This is a genomic window from Leptospira neocaledonica (assembly GCF_002812205.1).
In the GTDB taxonomy this organism is placed as follows: Bacteria; Spirochaetota; Leptospiria; order Leptospirales; family Leptospiraceae; genus Leptospira_B; species Leptospira_B neocaledonica.
Genome location: NZ_NPEA01000004.1, coordinates 282,152 through 297,450 on the forward strand (window position 1 = coordinate 282,152; position 15,299 = coordinate 297,450).

Consider the following 15,299-nt stretch of genomic DNA (forward strand, 5'->3'; position numbering starts at 1 on the left):
CTTCTTAGAAAGAATCGAATATTCTCTCATGAGTATTGACGAAGATTATGATTTTCCCAGATTTCGTTCTGATTCGAATGCAGGTCATTACGAGAGTTGGTTCGTAAGAGGAAATCATCCTGTTCGTCCTCTAGCAATTTGGATCCGTTATACTATTTTTTCTCCGAAAAATTCTCCTCAAAATTCAATAGGAGAATTATGGGCGATCTATTTCGACGGAGAGAATGGAAAACATTATGTTTCCAAATCGGAATATCCGATTTCCGAATGTGAATTTTCCGGAGATCCATTCCAAGTCCGGATCGGCTCTTCCATTCAAGATCATAAAGGACTCAAAGGAAAATCAGGAAATAAACAAGGTTCTACAAATATAGAATGGGACTTAAACTTTTCGGGAGGAGATAAACCTCTTTTTCTTTTTCCCCAAAATTTATACTCCGGAGGTTTCCCTAAGGCAAAGGTCCTGGTCGGAAACCCTTCTTTATTACTTAATGGATTCATAAAATTAGAAAATAATAAAATAGAATTAAAAGATTGGAGAGGTAGTCAGAATCATAACTGGGGTCCGAAACATACGGACCAATATGCCTGGGGGCAAGTAGCAGGTTTCGACGGAGAAGAGGGTTCCTTTCTGGAATTAGCCACTGCAAAGATTAAGATTGGCCCCCTCTGGACTCCTGCAATTACTCCGATCGTTTTACGTTTGCATGGAAAAGAATATGCACTAAACGGTTTACTCTCCTCTTTCGGAAGAGCAAGTTATCAATATTTCGATTGGAAATTTCAGGCTTCTTCTCCTGAAATAAAAATAGAAGGAAGAATTCACGCAGATAAAAAAGACTTCGCTTGCTTACGTTATGCGAATCCGCCAGGCGGTTGGAAGTTTTGTTTGAACAGTAAGATAGCAAGAGCAGAAGTTTTAATCCAAAGAAGAAAGGAGACTTCTCCCCTTCGACTCCGATCTGCCAGAAGTGCAGCATTTGAAATACTTACAGAAGATCCTTCGCACGGTTTATTGACTGAAGTTTAAGAATCTTTTACTCCCGACCTTTTTGGGATTGACCAGGTTCCCTTTGTCGAAAATTTTGAGAGTCAGCCTCAGTTTCTTTTAAGGCAAAAGGGTTATTTCCTTCTGCTAGATTGAAGCGAAACGGGATTTTAAATAAAAATGCCCTGAGGCGGCCTGAGATGGAATATTGAGCGAGGCAAAATCCTTCTTGACTTTTTTTGAGACTTATTCTCACTTGCAAAATCAAGCCGGTCCCTGTCCCAGGAGCCGGAGGGAGTCATCCCCACAGTTCATCTCTGGCCCCGGCCGGGTTTTTCCGGACCGGGGATTTTTCCCAAATTTTAAGGAGATTTCCATGCGGAACATCCACACAAAAATATTTTCAATTCTGTTCAGTATGACCCTGTTCGGTTCCTTGATTTCTTGCGAGGGCCCGGGTAGTGATAATTCAGCCGCGGCGATTTTAGGTTTGGATATCCCTGCCAGCGCAACTAAGTCTGAATTTTTAAATCGATATGCGGCACTTGCTTTCGAATCCTATACCCAAGCGGAATTAGATGCTTCTAACTTATCGGCAGCGGTAGATACTTTTGAATCTAATTCGGCCCCGAGTGAAACTGACCTTACAAATCTTAGAAATCTTTGGGTAAAAGCTCGTGCAAGTTATTTGATTACGGAAGGTTTCCGATTCAGCAAAGGACCAATCGATGAGGCCCCTGTACTCGAGTGCGAAACTGGTTCTGCTTGTGAAGGTCTTTTGAATGCTTGGCCTTTGGATGAAGATGCGGTAGATACTTATATTACCAGTGGCAATAGTGTAACTAGCTTTGCTTCTATCTATGATAAGATTGGTGATACAACATTAGGCACAGAAGATGATTCAGAAAAAATTGTGCTAACTGGATACCATCCGATAGAATATATACTTTGGGGAAAGGATACTAGCAGTACTGGAGCAGGAAATAGACCTGCAAGTTATTTTAACGGAACCGGCACAACCGGCCACAAAAACAGACAATATCTGAAAACAATTACCAATCGGTTAGTTGTTCACTTAGCTTTGATCAAAGCCCAATGGGATCCTAGTACGGGAGCCTTTCGAGCAACCTTCTTAGATCCGGCAAATGAACATGATTCTCTTGAACATATTTTCAATGGATTAGGTTCTTTCATGGCTGGAGAATGGGGTGGAGAACGTCTCACCGGTGTGATCGGAGAAACCCAAGAAGAGGAACATTCTTGTTTCAGTGACACTACTAAAGCTGACTTCTATTACGATGCTCAAGGTGTATTGAATATCTGGACCGGAAATTATAGCATCCAAAAAGGTGTGAATATTAGCTCAGGACCAGGACTTTCCGATATATTAAGCCTTAAACAACAAGGTGGAATCCAATCCGAAATCGAAAGTTCCAGAAACCTTTTCTGTATCAATCTTTCCGATACTGAATCCGCAGATCCGAACTTCACTACCAGCTGTCCTGCAGGAAGTTTAACTCATAGATTCGACCAAGCAATCTCCTCTGCAGATAGCCAGCACGGAAAATTAGTGAATGTTCAGAGATTAATCGGTTCTACATTGAATAGAGATTTTGTTAGCGCGGCAGCAGCTATCGGATTTGAAGTTGTTCCAGAATGAAAGGCCTTTAAAGAAATATAATGCAGGTTCGGTCCCTGCGAAAACTTCCGAAAAATATAAAAATATGAACTGTGATAAAAATTTAAACTTCGGTTCCGGAACCGCAAATCCGGAACCGAACCCATCTCGGAGACGTTTGAACAAAACGATCCCGATCTTAGCGTATATTCTTCTTAATTTCTTGTATTGCGGTGGAAGTAAAGGTGGAACAGACCCACTTGGAATCGCAGCAATCATCGCAAGCCAAACGGCTATTTCGCCTGATCCGGGAGAGGCCTTCTCCGGAGGATATGGCACCCGATTTATTTCCAATGCAACTTCTTTCGATACTCCTGTTGTAAACATGAGTTCCGATGGAATACAATTCAATACAGGAAATAACTTCTTTAATAGGATTTGGGTGGCAGAAGGTAATAGTGCATCCTCCGGGTTAGGGCCAACTTTTAATACAACTTCTTGCCAGAATTGCCATGCAGGAGATGGAAGAGGAGCCCCACCGACCGGAGGCGGATCATTGTTTAACTCTGTCGGAATTTTAATACGACTTTCTAAAGTAGGAGTTTCCGATCCGACTACAGGTGGGCCTGTAGGCTTGGATTCTTTCGGTCTACAATTGAATCATAAGGGGATTGGATGTACTTCCCCACTCAATTACGATTCCAATTTTGATTGTACCGGCTCCGCAGGTCCGAACTTTACACCACCAGAAGGTGTTGCATCCGTATCTTATACCGGTACAGCTATCGTAAGAAATTATACATCGGGTGGATCTGTGACTTTAAATCCCCCTGTATATTCTATAAGTTGGAATCCGAATCTGGGAGGAGCACCTTCTTCCTTTAATTTTTCTCCGAGAACCGCTCCTATGATCCCAGGTTTAGGCCTATTAGAAGCCATTCCTGAATCTACCATCTTGAGTTGGGCAGATCCTACAGATTCGGACTTAGATGGAATATCAGGAAAAGTGAATATGGTTTGGGATGCCAAAAATCATAAAAAGGTTTTGGGGCGTTTCGGCTGGAAGGCAAACGAACCAAGTTTATTCCAACAAAACCAGGGCGCTTTTTTAGGAGATATTGGAATCACGAGTCCATTATTCTCTACGGATAATTGTCCAAGCTCTCAGGCCCAATGTTTGACAACCTCTTCCGGAACGGCAGATCCTGAAATCACTGCATCTATTGCTGAGTCGGTGAATTTTTACACCAGATTGGTTGCGGTTCCTGCTAGAAGAAATTTATCCGATCAGGATGTGATCGACGGAAAGGTAATATTCTCTTCTATCAAATGTGATGCCTGTCATAAATCTTTGGTCCTCACGGGAAATGTTTCAGGATTTCCGGAACTTTCTTACCAATATATCAAACCATATACGGATCTACTCTTACATGATATGGGTACTGATCTTGCAGACGGAAGACCTGACTTCGATGCAAGCGGACAAGAATGGAGAACGCCTCCTCTTTGGGGACTCGGCCTGATCCAAGCAGTAAACGGACATTTAAAACTTATGCACGATGGAAGAGCTAATGGGATAGAAGAAGCGATCCTATGGCATGGAGGAGAAGCCGATGCCGCAAGGACCAGTTTCCAGAATCTATCTTCCACAGACAGACAAAAGCTGATCAAATTTTTGGAATCATTATAGGAGTATCGGCGATGAAATCCATATTATCTAATTCTTTATTTAGAAAAACATTATACTTAATTTTTACATCTGCCCTTATCTCTTGCGGCGGAGATGGTAAAGATCCTATGCTGCTTTTAGCAGGGCCTGGCAGTTCCGCGTTCCTGGAACATACCGGTAAATTTGTGATTATTCCAAGTTTGGAAAAATTGACTACTGATACGGCAGCATTAGAGGCGGCCGCAATTACTTATACTACTTCGGGAAGTACCAATGAGGCTAATCTTGGAGACCTACAGGACGCATGGGATCAAGTAAGGACTTCCTTAAAAAAAGTGGAGCCTTATTATTTTGGACCGGCCACAAATCCGACCGAGTATTATACTAAGATGGACGGATTTATCAAATCCGGAGCCAGGCCAAGCGCAAACTTAGTGAAACAGATTGTAGACGGCACTGTTCCCGTGTGTACTGCTACGATTACTACTATCAATAAAACAAACTTAAGCGTTTGTCCTCCAAAATATAAAGGAATTGAGTCCCTTGAAATCCTACTTTTCGATTCCGATTATAGCAGAACTACGATAGATTTAAATAACAGTGTTAATACTGCAAATGTAAACAGCACAAGAAGAACCGCTTATATTTTAGCACTTGCTCAGGTAATCAATCAGGATGCATTAGATTTATATAATAAATGGCTTCCTACAGGCGGAAACTTTCTGAAGGAATACACCACCGGAACCGGGATCCAATTCCGTTCTCAAGGAGAGGCTTTCGATACTTATATCCAGTCTCTTGGAAATTTAGTGAACCAGATCCAGGATAATAAATTAGGGAACGCTGCTTGTTTAAGTGTTTCTTGTTCCGGAGCAGGGAAAAGACAAGAGCCGGATGCAGTCTTCTTAGAAGCAATCTATTCCAGAGTAGCTTATAAAGATCTAAGAGATAATCTATTAGGCATCGAATTTGCTTATTTAGGTGATCCTGCGGACCCTAAAATCAGCTCTATGTCCAAACTAGTTAGGGCTCAAAATTCTTCGTTAGACGATGATATTCAGGCTGAGATCACAAACTTCAAGAATATGATCGATGCGAAGATCGGCGGTAATGCAGATTTATATGCAGAGATTGACGCAGACGGAACCACGATGAATGGAACGAGTGTTACTGCGAATGTAAAACCGATCTGGGATCAGGCAAAAATCTTAAAAAACCTGATGACACTCGATGCATTCTCCGTTTTGGGAGTTCCAAATCTTCCTTCTTCTAACGACGGAGACTGATCCATTTATAAAATACTAATATATATTGTTTGAGATAAAAACGATATATATTAGTATTCCATTCTAATCTTTCAAAATTGTCTTGCCAATCCCTCCGTTAGACTTTTCTCTATCGGACTATGTTTAGTTCTCTATTTCCATTAATTGCTTTTACCGCCTGGACCATTCTACTTGTGCTAATAGTAGTATCTTTTCGAACAGTTCAGGTACTGGCAGGCACCAAAAAATCCAACGAGTTCCCTGCTTGGATACAACATGGTTCCGATCTCTACTGGAGGATTCACCGAGCTCACTTAAATTGTGTGGAAGGTCTTCCTGTTTTCGGAGTTTTAGTTTTAACTTTTATACTTTCAGGATACCAAAACGATACTTTCGATCTGCTCGCTTGGATTGTATTCGGAGCAAGAATCTTGCAAACCGGAGCACATTTGAGTGGAGGAGGAGTTTGGAACGTGAACGTGAGATTTACAGGATTTATAATCCAATATCTTTGTTTCACTGCAATGTTAGTGATATTAGTACGTTCTATTCTTTAATTTCCAAACAACCGGGAGGGAATGTCCCGGTCTGAACGCGACAGCGATGTGTAGACCTTTAGTCCGGGCCTTGCCCGGATGAGCGCGAATGCGCGAAGTCGAAGCAGCGCGGTTCCCGCGAAGCGGGAAGTCGCCATAACCAATTTCAAAAACATCTTGACCGTTGTGTACATTCGAGGTTAACCTTCGGAGATACATGGCCTCCAAATTCGATTATCTCCGTAAAAATCTTTATGCGATGGCCGAGCTATGTTTGGAGCAAGTCCTGATCTTGGATGATGCGATCGAACAGGAAAATCCAGACCTCGCCAAACAAGTAATCGAAAGAGATGATTTGATCGATAGTTTGGAAAAACAAAATGATAACCTTTCCCAAAATGCAATCTTAGAAGCGATCGCAAACCGTAACTTGCTTGGTATGGACCAAATCGATGGAGAAGTGGTACTCAAAAAAGATCCGTTACGATTTGCACTTTCTTCCATTCGGATCAACAGAAGTTTAGAAAGGATGGGCGACCAGATCGTAAACTGCGCCACTTGTTATAGAAGAGGACTTCTTCCTAAAGGATTCTTTAGACAGGAAGAAATTTTGGACAAAATGCTCTCCAGAGTAGTTACTCTTGTGGGCATGGCTGTAGAATCCTTGGTCGAAGAAAAAAACAGATTCTACGGTTCAGTTCACACTGTGGAAGAAGAACTGAATAATCTGTGTCATGCCGCCTTCTTAAAATTCGTATTGGACCCGCGATTGGATAAAAATCAATTTGCAGATCTATACAGGATGATCTTAGGAATAGAAAGAGCGGGTGACTATGCCGTAAACATCGCAGAAGAGTTAGTACGATTGAACACAGGTATGGACATTCGTCATCTTTCCGATCCTGTCCAGGTCACCGAAAAAACAAAAGCTTCCTGAATCTATATTAGAAGATATGATTTATTGCTGAACACAGACTACGGATTTTATAGCGTCGCAAAAGTCCGGAGCTCCTGTTGAGATTGCCCCAGAAGTTGCATCCAATGAATTTGCAAAATCCCCTTGTTCGGCGGAATTATTCGAAGTCCAACCTTGGCAGGCATTTGCAGTAGACCAATCTGTGGCTAAACCGGTCCAGTATCCTGCGGCAGTCGCGCTAATCCCGCTTCCTGAACCGAAAACGAATAATGCGGTAGAATCTGTATCAAAAGCTTTTACAAAAGTTCCACCTGCAAAATCTATATATTCTTTGTTTGGTTTCAAGACCCAATCGATCTTAGAAGGCATAGCCCTTCTCCAAGTTCCTGCAACTGCAAAAGTTTTATAGGTTCCGGAAGGAAGCCCACTCGAGAATAATGTGTTCGCCTCATTCTGACAGACAAAGTCCGTAAATCCACCCGTTCCGAAATTTCCGGCATAAGAAACTGCAGTGGCAAATAAAAACTTATCATTATCTTTTTGCAATATAGGATAAGGAATTGTTTCGGATTCCGGAGTAAGAATCGATATAACGACGGAATTATTGGTGGAATCTGAATCATCCGAGATCCCGTTTACGATCAGAACTTGCGGTTCATTATAATCCGAAGGAGTGAATGTCATCGTTGTTGGTGAAATGGATGCAATTGCGGGGTTGCTGCTTGAAAAACTGTAAACCACGGACGATTCAGGCGCATGGACCAAAGAAATAAACAAAGACAAACTCCCTCCTTCCGGTAAGGAATTTCCTCCGACAATATTAAGCTCCCGATCACAACCTGTAATCAAACAGTTAAGAATTGCATTTTCATAATATTCTTTCGTGCTTGGATCCCCGGAATTTTCGGATTTGATCGCACAGTTTATCTGAAAAATAGAAAAGCAGATCACAAAAAATAAAGCTATCCGTCGCATTTGCATAAAAATTTAAACCGGATCCTTATAATGAGAAGATCCCATTCCGTTAGTTTCGAAACCCTCCCCCTGGTCTAAATAACTTTCCAATTCCTCTTTCAAACCGTGAGGGAGTTGTAGCCCTGAACTTTCTATCCTTTCATTGTACTTACTGAAAGAAAATCTATGTCGAGAAGTTCCAAGATATACGCTTAAAGCTTCGGAGCCCCATTCGAGAATGTCTCGGATATATTCTTCGTTTTCTTCCAACTTTTCGGCATATGGAATGAAGAGAGGTCTGTTCACAGGACGACCGATTGTTCTATAGAATAAAAGTCTTCGGAGAACTTCGTGATCTTTCCAATTTCCGGTTTCGAGAGCTCTTTCTACCATTCTAAGATTGATACAGTCCAAAAATTCTATCTTTAGATTTTCGTTTTTCAATCTTCTGCGAAGGCTTGCTTTGATTTCTTCGGATTCGTATAAAAAATTAGGACAATATTCGGGACATTCTTGGTCCTTATGTAAATCACAATAATGTAATAGAATACAATCGATATCCGAAGAAGGTTCTACGATCCCAAAATTGATCGAGCCCAGAATTTCCACACCAGTACGAAAGCCCTTGTCCTCCAATTCTTTTAAGGCGATGCGGCAAGCCTGCATTCTTCTCAAAGCTTCTTTGGTATCGTAGTTGCGGTATTTGTTTTTAAGGGCTACGTATTTTTCTATTAGATAGGTCATTCGAACAATTCTCGCAAATAGCGGTTCATACCGTTTAATACTATCTCCGGGATTTCATGTCCACCCGGAAATGCCAATAACTCACCTACCCAGCCAGCGTCCTTTAAAACAGTTTCCAATCTTTTTGCCGCAGGATAACCAAGCACAGGGTCCATTCTACCATGACTTTGAAAAAATTTATAGCCCGGAGTTTGTTTCGCATATTGGGTCCAATTTGTCTCATCCAGTAAAGTTCCAGACAGAATGACAAGGCCTTTGGGCTTTTTCTCTGCTTTAAGAGTAATTTCAGTCGCAAGCATCGATCCTTGAGAGAAACCTCCCAAGATAATCCGATCCATCGGGACATTTAATGTTTGGATCATCTCTTCTATCTTTTCTTTCGCTTCGGCTAACCCTGCAGGATAACGTTCAAAAAGTTCCCGCGAACCTCCTGCAACCATTGCCCTTTGTAAGGCCTCCATATCGATCGGAAACCAAGCTTTACCATTATAACCAGGCATGATTGGAACTTCTAAAATCCCGTCCGGAAAAATGAAATTTGTACCTTCCGGAACATCCATATAGGAATACAAGGGAAGAAGGTCGAACGCGTTCGCGCCGTAACCGTGCAGAAAAATAACATAGGCTCCTTCTGGATCGCCTGAAATACAGGCAGCTTTAACGGGACCTAATTGGATAAGTGGGATATCATACATGGTTTCCTTGTAAGAGATCCTAAGGGAATTGGCAATGTTATAATTTATGCATAACTCAGCAATAAGACGATTTTCGAGGCTCGGTTTGATTCCGAATTTATAATGTAACTCGAATAAAAAACGTTTTCTTTCTTATTCTACTCTATTCCACTGATCCAAATGAAAAGTTTCCGGAACAAACCGGTTATATAGAATACAAAAGATCGATGCGAATTCTAATTTTTGTCCTTCTACTTCTGCTCTCCCTAACTAATTGCGGTACATATCTTCTTTTAGCGAGCCAAGAGAATGAACACGATCACTCATTTTCGGATTTCATCCGACTCACATTAATCGATTCGTCTATCGGTTTAGTTCATTATTGGCCGTTAGACGGAAATACTCGAGATGTAATCGGGGGACTGGACCTAACAGACGTAAGTGGAACTCCTACGCTTACTTTCGATCGATTCGGATTTCCTGAAAAAGCATATTATTATGATGGAAGTGGCCCCTACCACGAATCAATCGCACAGGGGCCCTTGTTTTTGGATGGGACCGTTTCATCATTTACGGTAAGTGCTTGGGTAAATGGAAAATGGCCGCCAGGAGCCAACGGAGGCCAATCTATTTTTTTAAGCCAAGACGGCGGGCTCGGATTACAATTCTATGCGCTTTCTTCCATATCTTGCACGGGAAGATTAAGAGCCTTTACGAATAATAGCGGAGGACAAGGAGATGCGGATGTATCAAGCCAATGCGGAGCGTTTTCAGAGAATACTTGGTATCACATGGTCTTTGTTTGGGATATCCAAAACTTAACTGCTTCTCTTTATGTGAATAACGTTTTAGTTTCTTCCGGAAAATTCGGAAGTAATCGCCCTTGGAATGTTTATAGTACATTCGCCTTAGGTTTCTCGCCGCTTGGAACCTTTTTATATCAGGGAAGTATAGACGAAGTTAGAGTCTATAATCGAGCGATCTTTCCTGTTTCGAGTTTGTAAGAGCGATTCACCTCACAAAAGCAACTAACGCTTTTTCCCAGTCTTTGTTTTCGACTTCTTTTTATTTTTAGGCAATTGGCCTTGGACAGCTTTAAAATATTCGCATACAAGATGATCCGACCAAGATATCGCTTTCCATCCTTCATAATATGCAATATGGCTTCCTCTTTTTGTATAAACATGGATCGAATTAGGAAGGTTTTCTAACCAATGCAAATTCTCTAAAACATTCTGATTTACGCAGATTGGATCGTCCTTTGCGTTCAAAATCATAATCGGAGTCCGGATATTTTGCATTACCAATGCGGGATTCGAATGCCGGTAATATTCTTCCTTATCATCAAAACCGGAGAGTCTGTGCAAACGATCCTGGAATTCACCCAAGGTTTTAGATTCCAGTACTTCTTGAAATCCTCCTAGGGAAGACAAGGTTTCATAGTGGCGTTTTAAAAAATAATTAATCAATCTTTGGCCCATGATCTTGCTATAAACAGGATGAACTCTATGAAATGCTTTTTCGATATCGTATGCAGGTGAAATTGCAACCGCAGCATCCAATAAACTTTTAGTCCCAGATTCTCCCAAGTATCTGGCAAGCAATCCGGAACCTGCAGAGATCCCTACTCCGAACAAAGGACTATTCGGAAATTTTTTCTTAATGTATAAGAGTTGTTCTTTTAAATCTGAACTAGACCCCATCGTGTTTATCTGGGGTTTAGAAAGAGGAAGATTCCCATGTCCTCTCCTAATACAAACTACGGACGCCCATTTTAACTGAGCCCGGATTACTTTTACAATAGATTTAACATCTTGCTCATCCCCACTGATTGTATGAAATACAATCGCAATCGGATCCGAATCTGTTTTTTTCTTTTCTTTAATATTAGACCAGGCAAGTCCGGTGACACCACCGTCTTTCATTTTAAGATGTTCCAGCTTATCGTAATGAAAAAATTTGGACCGATGTTCTCTAAAAAGTAAGAGAGCCAGCATTAGATGATTATTAAAACACCAGAACGTAGGAAAATACTTCCTAGTTAAACGAGGACAATTTGTAATCACCCTCCTTACAAACTCGCCTTCACTGAACTGAAGGACAGGTTTTTCTGCTACATCAAGAAAATAATAAAATAGAAACGCAATAATAAGAAATAAAACAAGGTAAACCGAGAGCATTCAATAATCCAAATGAAAATACTTTGGAAAAGAATAGGTGAAGAGACACTAGGGTCTATTATTTTATTATTCGATCTACATTCGTCTTTGGAGATCGTTAAGGAGATACTTTCCTCAGTCGCAGCACTGAGGAGCAACAATGTTGCTCCGAATGCGAGATTCCCGAAGGGTGACTGAGAAAAGCATTCGCAATCAAAGAAGTTGTAATTAAATCAACTCCAATATCGCCGGGAATGCTACTCGCAAACCCCGGAACCTAGGCAATTGCAGATATTAAATAATAGCTCCATTTGCTTTCAAGTCACTGCAGTTTTTACTTGTAGTTACAGTTTTGCTGGGATCTAAAATTAAGAGCCCAATGGTTTGAACATCTTTCACACATTTGTCTACATCTGATTGTTTATAATATTTATTATCATCTATTTCTAAAAACAAATCGGTCATAAACAGATCAAGAGTAGTAAGGGCTCCTGCGTTAGCTGGATCTGTAGATCCATAATATAAAATATCAGACATTAACGCAGCCTCTTTGATTTGAGACCTCGCCTCGGAACCTTTTATGCTGCCTGATATACCGAGAGAGTCAGCTACTAAACAATTGGCGAAAGACAAAAGGGAAATGATCCCAACAAATAATATTTTTCTCATATATTTTCCTCATCAATAAACATTCTGATATCGTTTTGAAATAATCGATATCTATAATGTATAACTAGGAAAAAGAAATATCAGACAGATGTCATTGAGAAATATTTCACGTGGGTGCAAAAAGATCCGTTACCCGAAACGGGAATACCTCAATTGGGATATGGTCGGGATTATGAGTGTATGAGGGGAAAATTGATTCCGCCTCCGGACTCCAAATTTTACCCTCTCCTGCGGAACGGAAATTCCATTCCACCAAATGCAAAAAGACTCATAAACCATCCACTCGATCCAATTATATTAGTTTTTTATAATATATAACTATTCACGCCACCCTGTATGGCCATAATCTTTCATTAAAAATGAGACATATCCGACAGTCATATCCAAACCGAATCCCCACCCACATCTTGCGAACAAATGTTCAAGAAAAACGAACACTGTTTTAGAGACTTATAATCAGATGAATTCTTCTTGTCGGGAATCCGGGTACAATCCATCTTTTACCAGAACAATCGTTCTACTTCAAACGGGTCGAATTCTATCTGTACGATCCGCAAGTTCAAAATTTCGTTATCCGAGGACATAAGAGGGATCCAAATGGCAAAACAATTCGAAGGTAAAGTTGCATTAGTAACAGGAGCTGCATCTCCAAGAGGTTTAGGCCGCGCTATCGCCAATACTATCGCAAGAGATGGCGGAGATGTGGTCGTAGTAGACTTAAATAAAGAGCATATCGAGCAAGCTGCCGCTGATATCGCTAAAGAATTCGGCGTTAAAACATTAGGTATTCCAGTAAATGTTACTAAACCTGAAGACTGCGACGCTGCAATTAATACTGTTAAAGAGAAATTCGGTAAACTGGATTTCTTGGTAAACAACGCAGGAGTTCTAAAAGATAATCTTTTTATCAGAATGAGCGAGCAAGAGTACGATTTCGTAATGGATGTGAACGCAAAAGGTGTGTTCTTGATGACCAAGTATGCTTCTAAACTTCTTTTAAAAGCTCCTTCCGGTAGAATTGTAAACATATCTTCTCTTTCCGGCCTTTCAGGTCAACCTGGACAAGCAAACTATTCATCTTCTAAAGCAGCGGTGATCGCTCTGACTAAAGTTGCTGCAAGAGAATTTTCCGGTAGGAACGTTTTAGTAAACGCAGTTTGTCCCGGTTACGTGCAAACAGACATGACTGCTTCTCTTCCAGAAGAAGTTCAGAAAAAACTTACTGATCCTATGTTCATTCCATTAAAGAGACCGGGAACTCAACAAGAGATCGCTAACGCTGTGGAATTCTTCCTTTCTGATAAAGCATCTTATATTACTGGAGTGTTCTTGCGTGTAGACGGCGGCGCCGGTATCGGGATGTAAGGAGTAGATCATGAGAGAAGTAGCAATCATCGGGGCCTACGAAACGGTCCATGGTAATCATAAAGACAGAACTCTTAGAGATTTAGTCACAGAAGCTGGCAATGGGGCAATTAAGGATTCTGGTATAGACAGAAAGGAAATCCAAGCTGTCTATGTGGGAAACTATGCTGGGAACGAGTTTAACGCTCAAAACACCATGGGTTCTTATGCAGCCAACTTACTTGGATTAGGTGATCGTCCTGCAATTCGCACCGAAGGGGCTTGCGCTTCCGGAGGAATTGCAATGAGACAAGGTATGCTTGCAGTTGCATCCGGACTATATGATACTGTTTTAGTTCTGGGCGTAGAAAAAATGAACGGTTTAGATCCGGAAACTACGATGGAGATCGTAGCAAGGGGGCAAGACCAAGATGTAGAAGGTGGTTATTGTATCTCCGGCCCTTCCGGTTTTGCGTTAAACGCAATCCGTCATATGCATGAGTTCGGAACCACTAAGGAAATGTTGGCAACCGTTGCGGAAAAAAACTATTTCCATGGCAGCCTAAACCCATTCGCGCATAAACAAAAGGAAATCTCCTTCAATAATATTATGAGGGCGAGAATGGTAACCACTCCATTCGGGTTTCATGATGTTTCTTTGGTTACCGATGCTTCTGCGGCAGTTGTGATCACAACGAAAGAAAAAGCAAAATCCATTCGTAAGGACTATGTAGTAGTAAAAGGTTCCGGAATCGGCGGGGATTACTTCAACGTGGCTCTTAAAAAAGATTCAGTTAGCTTCCCCGCTTCCGTACAAGCCGCCACTGAAGCATTTAAAATGGCCGGCGTGGAAAGAAAGGACATCGACGTTTTAGAATGTCATGATTGTTTCACGATCACAGAGATCATCAATATTGAAGATCTTGGCTTTGTGGAAAAAGGAAAAGGTGGCCAATTTACCAAAGACGGTCATACTAGATTGGGCGGAAAACTTCCTGTAAATACTTCAGGCGGTTTAAAAGCAAAAGGTCATCCAGTAGGAGCTACCGGTGTAGGTCAGGTTGTGGAGATGACTTTCCAACTCAGAGACCAATCTGAAAAACGTCAGGTTGCAAACGCTCGTACCGCTTTGACTCATGTTTTAGGCGGCCCTGGTGCCGTTAGTATAGTGCATATTCTGCAGAGGGGAGAATAATGGCGGAGATTATGGAAGCTCATTCTTTAACCGGAAAAAAATGTAAATCCTGCGGATTCGAGGCAACTGATCCTGTGGTCTCCTGCACAAACTGCGGTTCGGAAGAAGTGGAAGTTAAAACTTTTTCAGGTAAAGGAAAAGTTTACACTTACACAGTGGTTCATGTCGGCTTCGGACATTTGGCTCCAAAAGCGCCTTACGTTCTGGCAGTTGTCGAATTAGAAGAAGGTGCCAAAACCATGAGTATAATCGAAGGAGAATACCAAGGTAAACCGGTCACTGAATCTATTGCGATCGATATGCCTGTTCTTTTCGATAGGACAGAAACTTCGACGGGATTTATTTTTAAACCCGCTTGATCTAAAAAAGAAGCGGGGAGGGACAACCCCCGCTTTGTTTTATGAAAAACCAATAAATCCGATTCTTTTCCATTCTTAGAAATCGATATTAAGAATCATCTCCGGATGGTTTGACAAAAATCAATTTTCGGACCTTCTCCACTTTACTCGAAATTATTTGCGAATTTTCGCCCGACAATACCGTGACAAAAAGTTCTTTGCTTTCTCTT

The 15,299-nt window shown here is 41.3% G+C and carries 15 protein-coding genes; 10 read left to right on the forward strand and 5 right to left on the reverse strand.

The genetic code is table 11. The features are described from left to right. The first annotated feature begins 28 nt into the window (after positions 1-28). From CH365_RS08400 to CH365_RS08435, 6 genes are all read left to right on the forward strand, one after another. Positions 29-1,030 (forward strand): hypothetical protein, encoded by a 1,002-nt coding sequence (locus CH365_RS08400; protein WP_100768132.1) that lies wholly within the window; start codon positions 29-31, stop codon positions 1,028-1,030. A 334-nt stretch (positions 1,031-1,364) separates the two neighbouring features. Then, the gene (locus CH365_RS08410) at positions 1,365-2,648 is read left to right on the forward strand and encodes an imelysin family protein (protein WP_100768134.1); all 1,284 of its coding nucleotides are present in this window, start codon (positions 1,365-1,367) and stop codon (positions 2,646-2,648) included. A gap of 64 nt (positions 2,649-2,712) precedes the next feature. Next, complete coding sequence (locus CH365_RS08415) at positions 2,713-4,296, forward strand: di-heme oxidoreductase family protein (RefSeq protein WP_100768281.1); 1,584 nt, start codon at positions 2,713-2,715, stop codon at positions 4,294-4,296. A gap of 11 nt (positions 4,297-4,307) precedes the next feature. After that, positions 4,308-5,561 (forward strand): imelysin family protein, encoded by a 1,254-nt coding sequence (locus CH365_RS08420; RefSeq protein WP_244283055.1) that lies wholly within the window; start codon positions 4,308-4,310, stop codon positions 5,559-5,561. Positions 5,562-5,680: 119 nt separating this feature from the next. Next, positions 5,681-6,097, forward strand: coding sequence for an MAPEG family protein (locus tag CH365_RS08425; RefSeq protein ID WP_100768135.1), 417 nt, complete (start codon positions 5,681-5,683; stop codon positions 6,095-6,097). Positions 6,098-6,293: 196 nt separating this feature from the next. Continuing rightward, the gene (locus tag CH365_RS08435; protein WP_100768137.1) at positions 6,294-7,013 is read left to right on the forward strand and encodes a phosphate signaling complex PhoU family protein; all 720 of its coding nucleotides are present in this window, start codon (positions 6,294-6,296) and stop codon (positions 7,011-7,013) included. A 21-nt stretch (positions 7,014-7,034) separates the two neighbouring features. On the opposite strand, the gene CH365_RS08440 is transcribed toward CH365_RS08435, so the two are convergent. Genes CH365_RS08440 through CH365_RS08450 form a run of 3 tightly spaced genes read right to left on the reverse strand, consistent with a single transcriptional unit; the run spans position 7,035 to position 9,385 of the window. Then, positions 7,035-7,943: a DUF1554 domain-containing protein gene (locus tag CH365_RS08440; RefSeq protein ID WP_244283057.1), complete on the reverse strand. Its 909-nt coding sequence runs from the start codon at positions 7,941-7,943 to the stop codon at positions 7,035-7,037. Positions 7,944-7,979: 36 nt separating this feature from the next. Continuing rightward, positions 7,980-8,690 (reverse strand): hypothetical protein, encoded by a 711-nt coding sequence (locus CH365_RS08445; RefSeq protein ID WP_100768139.1) that lies wholly within the window; start codon positions 8,688-8,690, stop codon positions 7,980-7,982. Next, a complete protein-coding gene (locus CH365_RS08450) occupies positions 8,687-9,385 on the reverse strand; it encodes an alpha/beta hydrolase (protein WP_100768140.1) in 699 nt (232 codons plus the stop codon). The genes CH365_RS08445 and CH365_RS08450 overlap by 4 nt, the downstream gene beginning before the upstream one ends. A 206-nt stretch (positions 9,386-9,591) precedes the next feature. Here CH365_RS08450 and CH365_RS08455 point away from each other — a divergent pair, with 206 nt between their 5' ends. Then, a complete protein-coding gene (locus CH365_RS08455; RefSeq protein WP_100768141.1) occupies positions 9,592-10,368 on the forward strand; it encodes a LamG domain-containing protein in 777 nt (258 codons plus the stop codon). Positions 10,369-10,392: 24 nt separating this feature from the next. On the opposite strand, the gene CH365_RS08460 is transcribed toward CH365_RS08455, so the two are convergent. Beyond that, positions 10,393-11,544, reverse strand: a complete 1,152-nt coding sequence (locus tag CH365_RS08460) for a YheT family hydrolase (RefSeq protein WP_100768142.1) — start codon at positions 11,542-11,544, stop codon at positions 10,393-10,395. Positions 11,545-11,817: 273 nt separating this feature from the next. After that, complete coding sequence (locus CH365_RS08465) at positions 11,818-12,192, reverse strand: TIGR04452 family lipoprotein (protein WP_100768143.1); 375 nt, start codon at positions 12,190-12,192, stop codon at positions 11,818-11,820. Positions 12,193-12,789: 597 nt separating this feature from the next. On the opposite strand from CH365_RS08465, the gene CH365_RS08470 reads away from it, so the two are divergent. Genes CH365_RS08470 through CH365_RS08480 form a run of 3 tightly spaced genes read left to right on the forward strand, consistent with a single transcriptional unit; the run spans position 12,790 to position 15,090 of the window. Further along, positions 12,790-13,557 (forward strand): glucose 1-dehydrogenase, encoded by a 768-nt coding sequence (locus tag CH365_RS08470; RefSeq protein ID WP_100768283.1) that lies wholly within the window; start codon positions 12,790-12,792, stop codon positions 13,555-13,557. A 10-nt stretch (positions 13,558-13,567) separates the two neighbouring features. Next, positions 13,568-14,731 carry a thiolase domain-containing protein gene (locus CH365_RS08475; protein WP_100768144.1) on the forward strand — a complete coding sequence of 388 codons (1,164 nt, stop codon included), beginning with the start codon at positions 13,568-13,570 and terminating at the stop codon, positions 14,729-14,731. Beyond that, on the forward strand, positions 14,731-15,090 hold the full coding sequence (locus CH365_RS08480; protein WP_100768145.1) for a Zn-ribbon domain-containing OB-fold protein: 360 nt from the start codon (positions 14,731-14,733) through the stop codon (positions 15,088-15,090). Before CH365_RS08475 ends, CH365_RS08480 begins: the two co-directional genes overlap by 1 nt. The last annotated feature ends 209 nt before the right edge of the window (positions 15,091-15,299 follow it).

What these genes read in the sequence shown, in the direction of transcription:
- CH365_RS08425 (WP_100768135.1), top strand. Translation starts at nt 5,681, where the DNA reads ATGTTTAGTTCTCTATTTCCATTAATTGCTTTTACCGCCTGGACCATT.
- CH365_RS08420 (WP_244283055.1), top strand. Translation starts at nt 4,308, where the DNA reads ATGAAATCCATATTATCTAATTCTTTATTTAGAAAAACATTATACTTA.
- CH365_RS08445 (WP_100768139.1), bottom strand. Translation starts at nt 8,690, where the DNA reads ATGACCTATCTAATAGAAAAATACGTAGCCCTTAAAAACAAATACCGC.
- CH365_RS08475 (WP_100768144.1), top strand. Translation starts at nt 13,568, where the DNA reads ATGAGAGAAGTAGCAATCATCGGGGCCTACGAAACGGTCCATGGTAAT.
- CH365_RS08410 (WP_100768134.1), top strand. Translation starts at nt 1,365, where the DNA reads ATGCGGAACATCCACACAAAAATATTTTCAATTCTGTTCAGTATGACC.
- CH365_RS08455 (WP_100768141.1), top strand. Translation starts at nt 9,592, where the DNA reads ATGCGAATTCTAATTTTTGTCCTTCTACTTCTGCTCTCCCTAACTAAT.
- CH365_RS08435 (WP_100768137.1), top strand. Translation starts at nt 6,294, where the DNA reads ATGGCCTCCAAATTCGATTATCTCCGTAAAAATCTTTATGCGATGGCC.
- CH365_RS08460 (WP_100768142.1), bottom strand. Translation starts at nt 11,544, where the DNA reads ATGCTCTCGGTTTACCTTGTTTTATTTCTTATTATTGCGTTTCTATTT.
- CH365_RS08415 (WP_100768281.1), top strand. Translation starts at nt 2,713, where the DNA reads ATGAACTGTGATAAAAATTTAAACTTCGGTTCCGGAACCGCAAATCCG.
- CH365_RS08470 (WP_100768283.1), top strand. Translation starts at nt 12,790, where the DNA reads ATGGCAAAACAATTCGAAGGTAAAGTTGCATTAGTAACAGGAGCTGCA.
- CH365_RS08480 (WP_100768145.1), top strand. Translation starts at nt 14,731, where the DNA reads ATGGCGGAGATTATGGAAGCTCATTCTTTAACCGGAAAAAAATGTAAA.
- CH365_RS08465 (WP_100768143.1), bottom strand. Translation starts at nt 12,192, where the DNA reads ATGAGAAAAATATTATTTGTTGGGATCATTTCCCTTTTGTCTTTCGCC.
- CH365_RS08450 (WP_100768140.1), bottom strand. Translation starts at nt 9,385, where the DNA reads ATGTATGATATCCCACTTATCCAATTAGGTCCCGTTAAAGCTGCCTGT.
- CH365_RS08400 (WP_100768132.1), top strand. Translation starts at nt 29, where the DNA reads ATGAGTATTGACGAAGATTATGATTTTCCCAGATTTCGTTCTGATTCG.